Source organism: Mycobacterium sp. E1214 (assembly GCF_001666755.1).
GTDB lineage: Bacteria > Actinomycetota > Actinomycetes > Mycobacteriales > Mycobacteriaceae > Mycobacterium.
Genome location: NZ_LZJC01000095.1, coordinates 1 through 15,017, shown reverse-complemented (window position 1 = coordinate 15,017; position 15,017 = coordinate 1). Strand labels below are relative to the sequence as shown.

Annotated in this window: 16 protein-coding genes and 1 pseudogene; 8 read left to right on the top strand and 9 right to left on the bottom strand. The window is 70.2% G+C overall.

Annotated features, from left to right (window positions below; translation table 11 throughout):
• Positions 1-19: 19 nt before the first annotated feature.
• Positions 20-604, top strand: coding sequence for a TetR/AcrR family transcriptional regulator (locus A5700_RS13460; RefSeq protein ID WP_068065949.1), 585 nt, complete (start codon positions 20-22; stop codon positions 602-604).
• Here the strand turns inward: A5700_RS13460 and fadA6 are convergent.
• The 5 genes from fadA6 to ipdE1 all read right to left on the bottom strand — a co-directional run bounded on the left by fadA6 (position 588) and on the right by ipdE1 (position 5,676).
• Positions 588-1,748, bottom strand: coding sequence for a steroid 3-ketoacyl-CoA thiolase FadA6 (gene fadA6, locus A5700_RS13455; RefSeq protein WP_068065829.1), 1,161 nt, complete (start codon positions 1,746-1,748; stop codon positions 588-590). The two genes, A5700_RS13460 and fadA6, sit on opposite strands and share 17 nt — an antisense overlap.
• 54 nt (positions 1,749-1,802) lie before the next feature.
• A complete protein-coding gene (kstR2, locus tag A5700_RS13450) occupies positions 1,803-2,420 on the bottom strand; it encodes a TetR family transcriptional regulator KstR2 (RefSeq protein WP_068065826.1) in 618 nt (205 codons plus the stop codon).
• Between the two features lie 59 nt (positions 2,421-2,479).
• Positions 2,480-3,616 (bottom strand): DUF4878 domain-containing protein, encoded by a 1,137-nt coding sequence (locus A5700_RS13445; protein ID WP_068065824.1) that lies wholly within the window; start codon positions 3,614-3,616, stop codon positions 2,480-2,482.
• 82 nt (positions 3,617-3,698) lie between these two features.
• Complete coding sequence (gene ipdF, locus A5700_RS13440) at positions 3,699-4,487, bottom strand: (5R,7aS)-5-hydroxy-7a-methyl-1-oxo-2,3,5,6,7,7a-hexahydro-1H-indene-carboxyl-CoA reductase (RefSeq protein WP_068065821.1); 789 nt, start codon at positions 4,485-4,487, stop codon at positions 3,699-3,701.
• Positions 4,488-4,515: 28 nt separating this feature from the next.
• A complete protein-coding gene (gene ipdE1 / locus A5700_RS13435) occupies positions 4,516-5,676 on the bottom strand; it encodes an acyl-CoA dehydrogenase IpdE1 (protein ID WP_068065817.1) in 1,161 nt (386 codons plus the stop codon).
• Positions 5,677-5,756: 80 nt separating this feature from the next.
• Between ipdE1 and fadD3 the strand changes: the two genes are divergently transcribed.
• From fadD3 to A5700_RS13410, 5 genes are read left to right on the top strand one after another with little or no spacing between them, the layout of a single operon-like run.
• On the top strand, positions 5,757-7,295 hold the full coding sequence (fadD3, locus tag A5700_RS13430; RefSeq protein WP_068065814.1) for a 3-((3aS,4S,7aS)-7a-methyl-1,5-dioxo-octahydro-1H-inden-4-yl)propanoate--CoA ligase FadD3: 1,539 nt from the start codon (positions 5,757-5,759) through the stop codon (positions 7,293-7,295).
• Positions 7,295-8,428 (top strand): acyl-CoA dehydrogenase family protein, encoded by a 1,134-nt coding sequence (locus A5700_RS13425; RefSeq protein WP_068204796.1) that lies wholly within the window; start codon positions 7,295-7,297, stop codon positions 8,426-8,428. Before fadD3 ends, A5700_RS13425 begins: the two co-directional genes overlap by 1 nt.
• A complete protein-coding gene (locus A5700_RS13420; protein WP_068071230.1) occupies positions 8,428-9,363 on the top strand; it encodes an acyl-CoA dehydrogenase family protein in 936 nt (311 codons plus the stop codon). Before A5700_RS13425 ends, A5700_RS13420 begins: the two co-directional genes overlap by 1 nt.
• Entirely contained in the window at positions 9,360-10,316 is a 957-nt protein-coding gene (locus A5700_RS13415) for an acyl-CoA dehydrogenase family protein (protein WP_068071232.1), read from the top strand. The genes A5700_RS13420 and A5700_RS13415 overlap by 4 nt, the downstream gene beginning before the upstream one ends.
• A complete protein-coding gene (locus tag A5700_RS13410; RefSeq protein WP_068071234.1) occupies positions 10,313-11,479 on the top strand; it encodes a pyridoxal phosphate-dependent aminotransferase in 1,167 nt (388 codons plus the stop codon). The genes A5700_RS13415 and A5700_RS13410 overlap by 4 nt, the downstream gene beginning before the upstream one ends.
• A 7-nt stretch (positions 11,480-11,486) precedes the next feature.
• Here the strand turns inward: A5700_RS13410 and A5700_RS13405 are convergent, their stop codons facing one another.
• Positions 11,487-12,323 carry an arylamine N-acetyltransferase gene (locus A5700_RS13405; protein ID WP_068071239.1) on the bottom strand — a complete coding sequence of 279 codons (837 nt, stop codon included), beginning with the start codon at positions 12,321-12,323 and terminating at the stop codon, positions 11,487-11,489.
• Between the two features lie 101 nt (positions 12,324-12,424).
• On the opposite strand from A5700_RS13405, the gene A5700_RS13400 reads away from it, so the two are divergent.
• Positions 12,425-12,880: a hypothetical protein gene (locus A5700_RS13400; RefSeq protein WP_068071241.1), complete on the top strand. Its 456-nt coding sequence runs from the start codon at positions 12,425-12,427 to the stop codon at positions 12,878-12,880.
• Positions 12,881-12,902: 22 nt separating this feature from the next.
• Here the strand turns inward: A5700_RS13400 and hsaB are convergent, their stop codons facing one another.
• The 3 genes from hsaB to A5700_RS27420 are packed head-to-tail and all read right to left on the bottom strand — an operon-like array spanning position 12,903 to position 14,674.
• Positions 12,903-13,466: a 3-hydroxy-9,10-secoandrosta-1,3,5(10)-triene-9,17-dione monooxygenase reductase subunit gene (gene hsaB / locus A5700_RS13395; protein ID WP_068071243.1), complete on the bottom strand. Its 564-nt coding sequence runs from the start codon at positions 13,464-13,466 to the stop codon at positions 12,903-12,905.
• 3 nt (positions 13,467-13,469) lie between these two features.
• Positions 13,470-14,384, bottom strand: a complete 915-nt coding sequence (hsaC, locus tag A5700_RS13390; RefSeq protein ID WP_068071245.1) for an iron-dependent extradiol dioxygenase HsaC — start codon at positions 14,382-14,384, stop codon at positions 13,470-13,472.
• On the bottom strand, positions 14,384-14,674 hold the full coding sequence (locus tag A5700_RS27420; RefSeq protein WP_082966232.1) for an alpha/beta fold hydrolase: 291 nt from the start codon (positions 14,672-14,674) through the stop codon (positions 14,384-14,386). Before A5700_RS27420 ends, hsaC begins: the two co-directional genes overlap by 1 nt.
• Between A5700_RS27420 and A5700_RS27415 the strand changes: the two are divergent.
• Positions 14,675-15,017 (top strand): annotated as a pseudogene (locus A5700_RS27415) (alpha/beta hydrolase); the annotation flags it as partial.

Genomic DNA, 15,017 nt, shown 5'->3' with positions numbered 1-15,017 from the left:
GGCCGAGAAGGGTCAAGAGTTGAGCACGCGCAAGACCGGTTACCACCACGGCGATCTGCGCGCGGCGTTGATCGACGCCGGCCTGCACCTGACCCGCACCGGGGGCCCGGAGGCCCTCACCATTCGGGAAGCGACTCGGCGCGTGGGCGTTTCGCCCAACGCGGCCTACCGCCACTTCGCCGACCGCGAAGCTCTGCTGGGCGCGGTGGCCATCGCGATCCAGCACCGGATGGCCGCGCGGATGCGGGTGCGTCAGGCGGGTCCGACCGAGCTGTTGCGGGCCGTCGGGACCGGCTATATCGAGTTCGCGCTTAACGAGCCGGGGTGGTTCGCGGTGGCGTTCTTCGGGAGCAGCGACACCAGCGAAACATCAGCCGCCGCACCGTATCTCGCGTTGGTCGAGGCGCTCGACGCGATGCGGAAGGCGGGGGTATTGACGCGCGACCAACGCGACGGCGCCGAATGGCCCTGCTGGTCGGCGGTGCACGGCTTCGCCGAACTCGCCCTGCGGGGTCCGCTACGGCACGCGCGCCGTCAGGAGGTCGAGGCGCTGGCCGCGCGCACGGTCGACGACATCATCGCCGGGATTACAGCCGCTCGATGATGGTGACGTTGGCCGTGCCGCCGCCCTCGCACATGGTCTGCAGGCCGTAGCGGCCGCCGACACGCTCGAGCTCGTTGAGCATAGTGGCGAACAGTTTCGCGCCGGTGGCGCCCAGCGGGTGACCCAGGGCGATCGCGCCGCCGTTGGGGTTGACCTTCGCCGGGTCGGCCTTGATCTCCTTGAGCCAGGACAGCACCACCGGGGCGAACGCCTCGTTGATCTCCACGGTGTCGATGTCGTCGATCGACAGCCCCGTCTTCTCCAGCGCGTGGCGGGTCGCGGGGATGGGGCCGGTCAGCATGAACACCGGGTCCGCGGCGCGCGCGCTGATGTGGTGGATGCGGGCCCGCGGCGTCAGGTTGTGGTCCTTGACCGCCTGCTCGGAGGCCAGCAGCACCGCGCTGGCGCCGTCGGAGATCTGGCTGGCCATGGCCGCCGTCAAGCGGCCGCCGTCGACCAGCGTCTTGAGCCCGGCCATCTTCTCCAACGACGACTCGCGCGGGCCCTCATCGACGCGGAACGGCCCGGATTCGGTTTCCACGGTGATGATTTCGTTGTCGAAGTGGCCGCCGCGAATCGCCGCGAACGCGCGCTCGTGGCTGGTCAGCGCGTATTGCTCCATCTCCTCGCGGGAGATATTCCACTTCTCGGCGATCAGCTCCGAGCCGCGAAACTGCGAGATCTCCTGGTCACCGTAGCGGTGCAGCCACTGCTTGGACTCGTTGGTCGGCGAGGTGAATCCGAATTGCTCGCCGACGGTCATCGCCGACGAGATGGGGATCTGGCTCATGTTCTGCACGCCACCGGCGACGATGAGGTCGGCGGTGCCGGCCATGATCGCCTGCGCGCCAAACGAAATGGCCTGCTGGCTGGAGCCGCATTGCCGGTCCACGGTGACGCCGGGGACCTCCTCGGGGTAACCGGCGGCCAGCCAGGACAGCCGGGCGATGTTGCCCGCCTGCGCCCCGATGGCGTCGACACAACCGGCGATCACGTCGTCGACCGCGGCCGGGTCGACGTCGATCCGGTCGAGTAGCCCGCGCCACCCCAGCGCGCCGAGGTCCACGGGGTGCACGCCGGCCAGCGATCCGTTGCGCTTGCCGACCGCGGTACGTACAGCGTCGATGACGTACGCCTCAGCCATGGTGTCGCTCCTTCTCATCACTTCGTTGTGCGTCCTCGCCGATACGAGCCATGTTCAGACTCCCCTACCGTCGGGACAATCTTTGGTGATCCCGCCGAGCACGATGGCGAGGTATTGCTGGCCCACCTGTTCCGCGGTGAGCGGGCCGCCGGGTTTGTACCAGCGCACCGACACCCACGTGGTGTCGCGGATGAAGCGGTAGACCAGGTCGACGTCGAGGTCGGGCCGGAAGTAGCCGCCGTCGATGCCCTGGTGCAGCACCTCCAGCCACATCTTGCGCTGTTGCCGGTTGCGGTCCTCGAGGTAGGCGAACCGGGGCTGCGACAGCAACCGCTGGGCCTCGTCCTGGTAGATGACGACCTGGGCATGCCGGTCCTCGATCGCCTCGAAGGACGTCATGAACAGACCCCGGAGCCGCTCCAGCGGATTGGATTCGACCTCGACGATCTCGCGGTAGCGGGCGAACAGCCAGTCCAGGAAGTCGCGCAGCAGCTCGTCGACCATCTCCTCTTTGGACGAGAAGTGGTGATACAGGCTGCCGGAGAGAATTCCGGCGCCGTCGGCGATGTCGCGCACCGTCGTGGCGCGCAGGCCCCGCTCGGCGAACATGGTCGCGGCGAGCCCCAGCAGCTCGTCGCGCCGGCTGTTCGCCTGACCGGTGACTCGGTCCACCCGGCAAGGATATCAACCAAGCGCTTGCTTGGCGAATGGCCAGCGCGGTCCGGGCTACGTCAGCGCAGCGACACCGCCGGCGGGGTCTGCGACTCGTCGGCGGTCCCGGACACGAACGCGTTGACGACGCTCGTCTTGGTGTCGCCGGACCGCGTCTTGGCCGTCAGCGGGAACGTGACCTGCCCGGCGAAGTTGGCCTCGAGACGGTACGGGTCGAACACGGTGATCTTGACGCCCCCGACGTCCGGCGGGCCCCAAACCGCGGTCCCGTCCGCGAGGTCGTAGTCGTAGGCGTGCTGCGGGCAGTCGACCGGCCGCAACAGGTTGGACTGCGTGCACGCGGCCAGCGCGGCCGAGATCGCGGAGGCGGTCGCGGACAGTCCCTTGTCGCTGAGTTTGAAGTCGAGGTCGTTGAAGTACGAGCCGGAGATCGTCAGATTGTCCAGCAGGAACGGCTTTTTCGGGGCGACGGCCAAATTCGAGTTGGTGCTGCCGACGTCCACCCAACCCGGGAAGATGTACGCGGGCGCCGACCCGACCGGCCTGCCGAAGAACGTCGCGGTCTTCACGGCGGCCTGGTCGAGGCCGGCGTTGAGGGTGTCCACCTTGATCGCGGAGTGGTCCAGTTTCCAGTCCTTGCCCGACTTCTTGATCGACATGGTGACGTCGGAGGTGTTGTCGCCGAACTTCGCCGACACGTGCACCTGCGCGTAGCCGAAGCTGTGGGCCGAGTTGTCGTCGAGGATCTTGATGTCGGTGATCGGCCAGCGGGCGATCTGCCGCTTGAGGACGTCGTCGGTGAGGAAGTCCTTGGACGCCGGTTGGTCGGTGCTGTAGGTCAGGGCGGACTGGGCGTCGCCGCGGGCCAGCGCCTCCAGGTACCCCTTGACGGCGTCACCGGCGTTGCCCTTGGCGCCACCGCCGCTCGAGAGGGCGATGACGACGATCACGACGATCACCAAGACCGCGGCGCCCACACTGAGCCCGATGATCAGCGGCTTGCGGTTGCGCGGCGCGCCGGGTGGCGCGTTGAAGCCCGCGACCGTCACCGGCGGCTGCTGCGCGGGCCATCCGCCGTAGGCGGGTGGCGCGGCCTGACCCCATTGGCCAGGCCACGTTCCGTCCGATTGCCAGGGGCTGCCCGGCGGGGGATTGGGCTGAGCGCCCCACGGATTGAAACCCGGGCCGTCGCTCACAACACCCTCCTACCAGCGTCGACTGTGTCGGTCGCTCATTGTATGCACGGTGCGTGGCCGCGCCAGTCAGCGCTGCCGGGCCTTACGGGTGCTGGCTGGAGACGGAGATGACCTCGCCGGTGAGGTAGCTGGAGTAGTCGCTGGCCAGGAAGGCGATGGTCGCCGCCACCTCCCACGGCTCGGCGGCCCTTCCGAACGCCTCGCCGGCCGAGAGCCGGTCGAGCAGGTCGGCCGACGACGTCTTCTCCAGGAACTTGTGCCGCGCGATGCTCGGGGACACCGCGTTGATCCGGACGCCGTACTCGGCGGCCTCGATCGCGCTGCACCGGGTCAGCGCCATCACCCCCGCCTTGGCGGCCGCGTAATGCGATTGCGAGTGCTGCGCCCGCCAGCCCAGGACGCTGGCGTTGTTGACGATCACCCCGCCGTGCGACGCGTCACGGAAGTACCGCAGGGCCGCCCGGGTGGCACGGAACACCGACGTCAACGTCACGTTCAGCACGCGGTCCCACTCCTCGTCGGTCATGTCGACCACCGGCGTCTGCCCCCCCAGCCCGGCGTTGTTGACCAGCACGTCGAGCCGGCCCAGGCGCGCGGTCGTCGAGGCGATCAGGGCGTCGAGCTGGGCGGTCGAGGTCACGTCGCAGACCACGCTCTCGACGCGGCCCAGGCCCAGCCCGGCCAATTCGGCCGCCGTCTCGCCCAAGCGGCGTTCGTGATGGTCGGAGACGACGACGTCGGCGCCCTCCGCCAGCGCCCGCCGCGCCGTGGCCGAGCCGATGCCGGTGCCCGCGGCCGCGGTGACGACCACGACCTTGCCCTGCAACAGCCCGTGGCCGGCAATCTCTTTCGGAGCCTCGGACAGACTCATGCTTCCTCCTGTGTCTTCGCGCAAGCGCTCATCCACGAACTTCTCGAGGTAGGCCGAGCACGCGTTCGGCGATGATGTTGCGCTGAATCTCGTTGGAGCCGCCGTAGATGGTGTCCGCGCGGGTGAACAGGAACAGCCGCTGCCACTCGTCGAACTCGCCGTCGCGCAACGCCAGCCCCGGCTTGCCGATGACGTCCATCGCCAACTCGCCCAGATCGCGATGCCAGTTGGCCCACAACAACTTCGACACATTGTCTTTCCCGGCGGCCTGGCCGCCTCCCTCGACGTCCATGGTGGCCAGGGCGTACGAACGCATGGCCCGCAGGCCGGTCCACGCCCGGGTCAGCCGCTCGCGGATCACCGGGTCGTCGGCGGCGCCGGTGCGTTGAGCAAGCTCGGCGAGGTTGGAAAGCTCACGGGCGTAACGGATCTGCTGGCCGAGCGTCGAGACGCCGCGCTCGAACGTCAGCGTGCCCATCGCGACCCGCCAGCCGTCACCCGGCTGGCCGACCACCAACGAGGCGTCGGTGCGGGCGTCGTCGAAGAACACCTCGTTGAACTCCGAGTCGCCGGTCAGCTGGATGATCGGGCGCACCTCGACCCCCGGTTGGTCCAGGGGCACCAGCAGATAGGACAGCCCGGCGTGCCGCTTCGAGCCCTTCTCGGTGCGCGCGACCACGAAGCACCACTGCGCCCAGTGCGCCAGCGACGTCCACACCTTCTGGCCGTTGATCACCCACTCGTCACCGTCGAGCTCGGCGGTGGTCGCGACGTTGGCCAGGTCGCTGCCGGCGCCGGGCTCGGAATAGCCCTGGCACCACAGCTCGGTGACGTCGCGGATGGGCGGCAGGAAGCGGTGCTGCTGTTCGGGGGTGCCGAACGCGATCAGCGTCGGGCCAAGCAGCTCCTCGCCGAAGTGGTTGACCTTGTCCGGGGCGTCGGCGCGCGCGTATTCCTCGTAAAAGGCCACCCGGTGCGCGGTGGACAACCCGCGCCCGCCGTGCTCGACGGGCCAGCCCAGGCAGGTCAGCCCCGCCGCGGCGAGATGCTGGTTCCACGCCCGGCGCTCCTCGAACGCCTCGTGTTCGCGGCCGGGGCCGCCGAGGCCCTTGAGCGCCGCGAAGTCGCCGACCAGGTTCTCGGCCAGCCAGTGGCGTACCTCCGCCCGAAACTCCTCGACGTCCTGCATGCCCTGTAGGCTAACCTACCAAGCACTTGCTTTGTTAGGCCGTCGGCGACCTCGCGGGCGGAACCCTCGAGGAGCATTCGATGACGAACGATCCCCGCACCGTGCCCGCGGCGCTGGATCGCTTCGCGCACCAATATCCCGATCACCCCGCGCTGCTCACCGACGAGCGATCCTTCACCGCCGCCGAGCTGCGCGCCGAAGTGCACCGCGCCGCGGCCGCGCTGATCGCCCTCGGCGTCCAGCACGGCGACCGGGTGGCCGTGTGGTCCCCCAACACCTGGCACTGGGTGGTGGCCTGCCTGGCGATCCACCACGCGGGCGCCGCGATGGTGCCGTTGAACACGCGCTACACCGCCGCCGAGGCCACCGACATCCTGGCCCGCACGAAGGCGCCGGTGCTGTTCGCGATGGGCCGCTTCCTCGGCCACGACCGCGTCGCGGACCTGGACCGCTCCGCGCTGCGGAAGCTGCGCCACATCGTGCGCATCCCGATCGACGCGGCCGACGGCACCTGGGACGAATTCCTGGCCCGTGGAACGGATCCGGGGACGGTTGCCGAACGCGCCGCCGCCGTCACGCCCGACGACGTCAGTGACATCCTGTTCACCTCCGGCACCACCGGCCGCAGCAAGGGCGTGCTGTGCGCGCACCGGCAGTCGCTGTCGGCCTCGGCGTCCTGGGCCGCCAACGGCAAGATCACCAGCGACGACCGCTACCTGTGCATCAACCCGTTCTTCCACAACTTCGGGTACAAGGCAGGCATCCTGGCCTGCCTGCAGACCGGCGCCACGCTGATCCCCCACCTCACCTTCGACCCGCTACGCGCGCTGCAGGCGATCGAACGACACCGCATCACCGTATTGCCGGGCCCGCCAACGATTTACCAGACACTGTTGGATCATCCCGCGCGCGGTGACTACGACCTGAGCTCGCTGCGCTTCGCGGTGACCGGCGCCGCCACCGTCCCGGTGGTGCTGGTGGAGCGCATGCAAACCGAGCTCGACATCGACATCGTGCTCACCGCTTACGGCCTCACCGAGGCCAACGGCATGGGCACGATGTGCCGCGCCGACGACGACGCCGTCACCGTCGCCACCACGTGCGGCCGGCCGTTCGCCGACTTCGAATTGCGCATCGATGCAACCGAACCCGGATCGGACACCGGAGAGGTGCTGCTGCGCGGACCAAACGTGATGCTCGGCTACCTCAACGACCCGGCGGCCACCGCCGCCGCGATCGACGCGGACGGCTGGTTGCACACCGGCGACATCGGCGCGCTCGACGCGGCCGGCAACCTGCGCATCACCGACCGGCTGAAGGACATGTACATCTGCGGCGGCTTCAACGTCTACCCGGCCGAGATCGAGCAGGTGCTCGCCCGCCTCGAGGGGGTGGCCGACGCGGCCGTGATCGGGGTGCCCGACGAACGGCTGGGTGAGGTCGGCCGGGCCTTCGTGGTCCCCCGGCCGGGCGCCCGGCTCGACGAGGAGTCCGTGATCGCCTACACCCGAGAACACCTGGCGAACTTCAAGGCGCCGCGCTCAGTGCGGTTCGTCGACGAACTGCCCCGCAACGCGGGCGGCAAAGTGCTCAAACCACAACTGCGAGAGCTGACCTGATGGATCTGAATCTGGACGAGGGGACGCTGGCCTTCGCGGCCGAGGTGCGGAATTTCCTGTCGGACAACGCCGAAGCCATTCCGACGAAGTCTTATGACAACGCCGAGGGCTTCGACCAGCACCGGCGCTGGGACCGGGTGCTGTTCGACGCCGGCCTGTCGGTGATCACCTGGCCGGAGAAGTACGGGGGCCGCGACGCGCCGCTGCTGCACTGGGTGGTGTTCGAAGAGGAGTACTTTCGCGCCGGGGCGCCGGGGCGGGCGAGCGCCAACGGCACGTCGATGCTGGCGCCCACCCTGTTCGCGCACGGCACCTCCGAACAGCTGGACCGCATCCTGCCGAAGATGGCCAGCGGTGAGCAGATCTGGGCGCAGGCCTGGTCGGAGCCCGAATCGGGCAGCGACCTGGCGTCGTTGCGGTCGACCGCGACGCAGACCGACGGGGGTTGGCTGCTCAACGGCCAGAAGATCTGGAGTTCCCGGGCGCCGTTCGCGGACATGGGATTCGGCCTGTTCCGCTCGGACCCGTCCGGGGAGCGGCACCGCGGCCTCACCTATTTCATGTTCGACCTCAAGGCCAAGGGCGTCACGGTGCGACCCATCGTGCAGCTCGGCGGCGACACGGGCTTCGGCGAGGTCTTCCTCGACGACGTCTTCGTGCCCGACGAGGACGTGATCGGCACCCCGCACGACGGCTGGTCCGCGGCGATGAGCACGTCGAGCAACGAGCGCGGCATGTCGCTGCGCAGCCCGGCCCGCTTCCTGGCGGCCGCCGAGCGGCTCGTGCGGTTGTGGAAGGACTGCGGCTCGCCGCCGGAATTTACCGATCGCGTCGCGGACGCCTGGATCAAGGCGCAGGCCTACCGGTTGCAGACCTTCGGCACCGTGACCAGGCTGGCCGCCGGTGGGGAGCTGGGCGCCGAGTCGTCGGTGACCAAGGTGTTCTGGTCGGAGCTCGACGTCGAGGTGCACCAGACCGCGCTCGACATCCTGGGCGCCGGCGGTGAACTCGCCGGCCCGTGGACCGAGGGCCTGCTGTTCGCCCTGGGCGGCCCGATCTACGCGGGCACCAACGAGATTCAGCGCAACATCATCTCGGAACGCCTGCTGGGTCTCCCGAGGGAGAAGAAATAATGGAATTCACGCTCGATGAGCAGCAGCGCGACTTCGCGGCCAGCATCGACGCCGCGTTGAGCGCGGCGGACGTGCCCGGTGCGGTGCGCGCCTGGGCTGCCGGCGACACCGCCCCCGGCCGCAAGGTGTGGGAGCAGTTGGCGAACCTGGGCGTCACGGCCCTGGCCGTGCCGGAGAAGTTCGACGGCATCGAGGCGCACCCGGTGGACCTGGTGGTGGCCGTCGAGCGGCTCGGGCACTGGGGCGTCCCCGGCCCGGTGGCGGAATCCATCGCCGTGGCACCGGTGTTGCTGGCCGCCGACCAACGCTGCGGCGAGATCGCCTCGGGCGAGCTGATCGCCACCGTCGCGTCCGCGCCGCACGCACCGCGCGCGGTGGACGCCGACGCGGCGGGGTTGGTGCTGGTCGCCGGCGACGAGGGCGTGCGTGAGGCGGCGGCCGGCGCCGCGCACGCCTCCGTCGACCCGAGCCGCCGGCTGTTCGACGTGACCCCGACCGGCGCCGCCTGGCAGGCGGACGTGCGGCGCGCCAACGAGTTCGGCGCTCTGGCCACCGCGGCGCAACTGGTCGGCGCCGCCGAGGCGCTGCGCGACGCCTCGGTCGCCTACGCCAAGCAGCGCAGCCAGTTCGGCCGGCTGATCGGCTCCTACCAGGCGATCAAGCACAAGCTCGCCGACGTCCACATCGCCGTCGAGCTGGCCCGCCCGCTGGTGTACGGCGCCGCCCTGACGCTGGATCCCCGCGACGTCAGCGCGGCCAAGGCGGCGGCCTCCGAGGCGGCCCTGCTGGCGGCGCGCTCGGCGCTGCAGACCCACGGCGCCATCGGGTTCACCCAGGAGCACGACCTGTCGCTGCTGCTCCTGCGGGTGCAGGCCCTGCGCTCGGCCTGGGGCACCCCCGAGGCGCACCGGCGGCGAGTGTTGGAGGCGCTGTGAGCACGACCGAAGAACGCGAACTGCTCCGCGAGACCGTGGCCGCCCTGGTGGCCAAGCACGCCAACCCGGCGGCGGTGCGCGCGGCGATGGAATCCGACCGCGGTTACGACGAGTCGCTGTGGCGACTGCTGTGCGAGCAGGTCGGCGCCGCCGCCCTGGTCGTCCCCGAGGAATTGGGCGGCGCCGGCGGCGAACTGGCCGACGCCGCAACGGTTCTGCAGGAGCTGGGCCGCGCCCTGGTGCCCTCGCCGCTGCTGGGCACCACGCTGGCCGAACTGGCGCTGCTGGCAGCGCCGGAGCCCGACGCCGAGACGCTGGAGGCGCTGGCCGAGGGCCGCTCGATCGGCGCGCTGGTGCTCGACGCCGACTACGTCGTCAACGGCGACATCGCCGACGTCGTCGTGGGCGCCGCCGGCGGCGAGCTCACCAGGTGGACCCGCTTCGGCGCGCAGCCCGTCGCCACCATGGACCCCACCCGCCGGCTGGCCCGGCTGACGCCCGACGACACCGAACCGCTGGGCGCCGACCCGGGGATCGCCGACGCGGCGGCGCTCCTGCTGGCCGCCGAGCAGGTTGGCGCGGCCGAGCGCTGCCTGGAACTCACGGTCGACTACGCCAAGGACCGCGTCCAATTCGGGCGCCCGATCGGCAGCTTCCAGGCGCTCAAGCACCGGATGGCCGACCTGTACGTCGCCGTGGCCGCCGCCAAGGCGGTGGTGGCCGAGGCGTGCGCCGAGCCGACCCCGACCGGCGCGGCCACGGCCCGGCTGGCCGCCACCGAGGCGCTGTCGCTGGTGGCCGGTGAGGGCATCCAACTGCACGGCGGGATCGCGATCACCTGGGAACACGACATGCACCTGTATTTCAAGCGCGCGCACGGCAGCGCGCACCTGCTCGAGACGCCGCGGGAACTGGTTGGTCGGCTGGAATCCGAGGTACTCCCCGCGTCGTGACTGACCACGTCTCGCTGCGCTCGGGCATCCCGCCGTTTTACGTCATGGATGTCTGGCTGGCCGCCGGGGAGCGCCAACGCAGTCACGGCGACCTGGTCAACCTGTCGGCGGGCCAGCCGAGCGTGGGGGCGCCCGAGGCGGTGCGGGCGGCCGCGGCGGCGGCCCTGCACGCCAACGAGCTGGGCTACACGGTGGCGCTGGGCACCCCCGAGCTGCGCGCCGCGATCGCGGCAGATTACGTGCGCCAGCACGGGATCGAGGTGGAGCCCGACGCCGTGGTGGTGACCACCGGGTCCTCCGGCGGCTTCCTGCTGGCCTTCCTCGCGTGCTTCGACGTCGGCGATCGGGTGGCGTTGGCCAGCCCGGGCTACCCCTGCTACCGCAACATCCTGTCGGCCCTGGGGTGCGAGGTGGTCGAGATCCCGTGCGGCGCCGACACCCGGTTCCAGCCCACGGCGCAACTGCTCGCCGAGCTCGACCCGCCGGTGCAGGGCGTCATCGTCGCGAGCCCGGCCAATCCCACCGGGACGGTGATCGCGCCGGCCGAGCTGGCCGCCATCGCGTCCTGGTGCGACGCGACCGGCGCGCGGCTGATCAGCGACGAGGTGTACCACGGCCTGGTCTACGACGGCGCCCCGAAGACCAGTTGCGCCTGGCAGACCTCCCGAAACGCCGTGGTGGTCAACAGCTTTTCGAAGTACTACGCGATGACGGGCTGGCGGCTGGGCTGGCTGCTGGTGCCGCCCGAGCTGCGCCGGGCGGTGGACTGCCTCACCGGGAATTTCACCATCTGCCCGCCGGTGCTGTCGCAGATCGCCGCGGTGGCGGCCTTCACTCCGGAGGCGACCGCCGAGGCCGACGGCCACCTGCACCACTACGCGAGGAACCGCTCGCTGCTGCTGGACGGCCTGCGCGGCATCGGCATCGAGCGCCTGGCGCCCACCGACGGCGCCTTCTACGTGTACGCCGACGTCTCGGACTTCACCGACGACTCGATCGCGTTCTGTTCGTCGCTGTTGTCCGACACCGGCGTCGCGATCGCCCCCGGCATCGACTTCGACACCGCGCGGGGCAACTCGTTCGTGCGCCTGTCGTTCGCCGGGCCGACGGCCGACATCGAGGAATGCCTGCGCCGCGTCGGGCCCTGGCTGGCCGGCCGCTGACGCCGCGCTAGGGCGTGGCGGCGAGCAGCCGATCGAGGCGCGGGCGCAGGGCGCCGTCGCCGCCGACGCCGCGCACGTCGATGCCGAAGCGGTCGGTGAGCGCGTCGACGAGGGCGTCCGCGTCGTCCAGGCGCAGCTTCTCGGTGTCCCCGCCGCGGTGGATCGCCAGGTTGCCGTTGGCCAGGTTCAACCGGGCGTCGGGCGTCACGATCGCCACCATGAGGTCGGTGACGAAATGCGACGCCGGATTCGTCGACACGTACCAGCTGCCCACCCGAAGATCGATGTCCGGCGCGGTTCGGGTGCTGAACTCGTAGAGCGCCTGCCACTCGCCGCGCACCTCGGCCTGCAGCACCAGGCCGTCGCCCCGGTCGGTCAGCCGGTAAGGCTCGTGGGTGGTCTGCTGGACGGTCTGCGTCTCGAGGCGCAGCGGCGACGTCGGCGTCTGGCCGCCGAAGCCGACGTCGACCAGGAAGGCACCGTGGGATCCGGGGAACGTCACCGCGAGCACGGTGTGGGTCTGCGCCGGCAGGGGCGCGTCGGGCGCGACCATCCAGACCACCCGCCCGGCCAGGCGCCGCACCCGGAATCCGATGTCCGCCAGCGCGTACCCCATCAGACCGTTCTGTTCGAAGCAGAACCCGCCGCGGCGGCGCCGCACCAGCTTGTCGAACAGCGCCGCCGGGCCCAGATCGTCCACGGGCACCCCGAGCAGCGGGTCGAGGTTCTCGAACGGGATCGCCTGCGTGTGCGCGGTGACGAGGCCTTGCAGCACCTCGAGCGTCGGTTCGCTGGCACCGCGATAACCGATGCGCTCGAAGTAGGCGCTCAGGTCGAAAGCCATACCCACATTCTGGCCGAAGCGCCCGGCGTGCGGCCGCCGCGGCCGGCCGGACGCACCCGACCGACTGTTTTATTTCTGTCGAATATGGGGATCCGACCGCCATGAACGCCAACACCACATGGATCGTGATCGCCGTTGTCGCGCTTCTGGTGATCGTCGCGCTGGCCTTGGTGGCGGGCCGGGCGCGCGGTCGGCGCCGGCAACGGCAGGCCGAACAGATCCGCGAGCACGCCAGGTTGCAGGCCGCGAAGGTCGAACGGCGCGAAGCGCTCGCGGAGGAGACGGCCGCGAAGGCGCGCGCCGCGAAGGCCGAGGCCGAAGCCAAGGCCGCCGAGGCGGCCCGGTTGCAGGACCGCGCCGACGCACACCAGACCGAGGCCGCCTCGGCGCGCGAACACCTGCAACAGCAGTGGGACCACGCCGACCGGCTCGACCCCGGGGCCGACAAGCGGGCCGGCCGCGACGACCCCAACACCGCCTGGTCTTCGGAGCACTACGACCCGACGACCGACGTGCAGGCCGTCCGGCACGAGACCTACCGCGGCGCCCCGGAGTAGGCCCCGCGCCGGCGCCGGGCCGTCACAGCCAGGTGTCTTGCGTGGTGGCGGTGAGGAAGGCTTCCAGGTCGTCGCGCCACTGCGCGGGTGTCGTCTTGTCCGGCTCGATGCCCGTGTACTCGCCGCGGTAGAACAGCAGCGGCCGCGGCTTGATCTTGGGCGCTTCGGACAGGGCGTGCACCGCGCCGAAGACCACAAAATGGTCGCCGCCATCGTGGGCGGACGCCACCGTGCAGTCGATGAAGGCCAGCGAGTTGTCGATGACCGGCGACCCGAGATCCGAGAGATGCCAGTCGATTCCGGCGAACTTGTCGGGTTCCCGGGAGCCGAACCGCGCCGAGACGTGCTTTTGCTGCTCGGTCAGCACGTTGACGCAGAAGCGCCCGCTGGCCTCGATGGCCTTCCAGGACCGCGACACCTTGGTCGGGCAGAACAACACCAGCGGCGGGTCCAGCGACAACGCCGCGAACGACTGGCACGCGAACCCCACCGGAACCTCGTCGTGCACGGTGGTGATGATGGTGATCCCGGTGCAGAACTGGCCCAGCACCTGCCGGAAGGCCCGCGGATCGATCGGGGCTGCCATGGCTCAGCCGCGCATGCCGACCGTGAAGTCGTGGCCCCACAGGCTGACCGCCGTGCTCTCCCGCGCGACCCAGTCGCGGTCCTCGACGACCCTTCCCTCGCAACCGAATTCGACGTCGAAACCGCTGGGGGTCTTCATGTAGAAGGACAGCATCAGGTCGTTGACGTGCCGGCCCAGGCTGGCCGACATGGGCACCTTGCGGCGCAACGCCCGGTCCAGGCACAGGCCCACGTCGTCGGCGTTCTCCACCTCGATCATCAGGTGCACGATGCCGCTGGGGGTCGGCATCGGCAAGAAGGCCAGGCTGTGGTGCCGTGGGTTGCAGCCGAAGAACCGCAACCAGGCCGGCGCCCCGTCGGCCGGCCGGCCGACCACCTGCGGCGGCATCCGCATCGAGTCGCGCAGCTTGAAGCCGAGCACGTCGCGGTAGAAGTGCAGCGCCTCGTCGTCGTCGCGGGTGGACAACACCACGTGGCCCAGGCCCTGCTCGCCGGTGACGAACTTGTGGCCGTAGGGACTGACGACCCGGCGATGCTCCAGGGCGACGCCGTGGAACACCTCCAGGCAGTTGCCTGACGGGTCGGAGAACCGGATCATCTCGACCACCCGCCGATCCGCCAGCTCGGCGGCCGTCGCCTCCTTGTACGGGATGCCCTCCACCTCGAGCCGGTGCCGAACGTCTTGCAGCCCTTCGGCATTGGCGCACTCCCAGCCGGCTTCCAGCAGCCGGTCCTGCTCGGCCGGGACGATCACCAGCCGGGCCGGGAAGTCGTCCATGCGCAGGTACAACGCGCCCTCGGTGCTCCCTGAGCCCTCCACCATGCCCAGCACCTTCAGGCCGTACTCGCGCCAGGCCGCCATGTCGGTGGCCCCGATGCGCAGATAGCCCAGTGACCGAATCCCCGTCGCGTCGCTCATCACGCACCTCCCAAGAAATCGACGGTCAGCTTGTTGAATTCGTCGAACTTCTCCACCTGCGCCCAGTGACCGCACTGCCCGAACACGTGCAGCTGCGCGCGTGGAATCGTCTTCAGCGCGACCAGCGCGCCGTCCAGCGGGTTGACCCGGTCCTCGCGCCCCCAGATCAACAGCACCGGCTGACGTAGCTTGTACACCTCTCGCCACATCATGCCGAGCTCGAAATCGGCCCCCGCGAACGACATTCCCATCGCCCGGGTGGCCGTCAGCGATTCCGGCGTGCTGGCCAACGCGAACCGCTGGTGGGCAATTCGCTGGGCGGGGGCACCGCGGTGCGGTTCGCCCTGGACTACCCGGATCGCGCCGGGCGCCTGGTGCTGATGGGGCCTGGCGGCCTGAGCGTCAACCTGTTCGCGCCCGACCCGACCGAGGGTGTCAAACGGCTCGGCAAGTTCTCGGTCGACCCCACCCGGGAGAACCTCGAGGCGTTCCTGCGGGTGATGGTCTACGACCAAAAACTGATCACCCCCGAGTTGGTGGACCAGCGGTTCGCGTTGGCCAGCACGCCGGAATCGCTGACGGCCACCCGGGCGATGGGAATGTCGTTCGCGGGGGCCGATTTCGAGCTCGGCA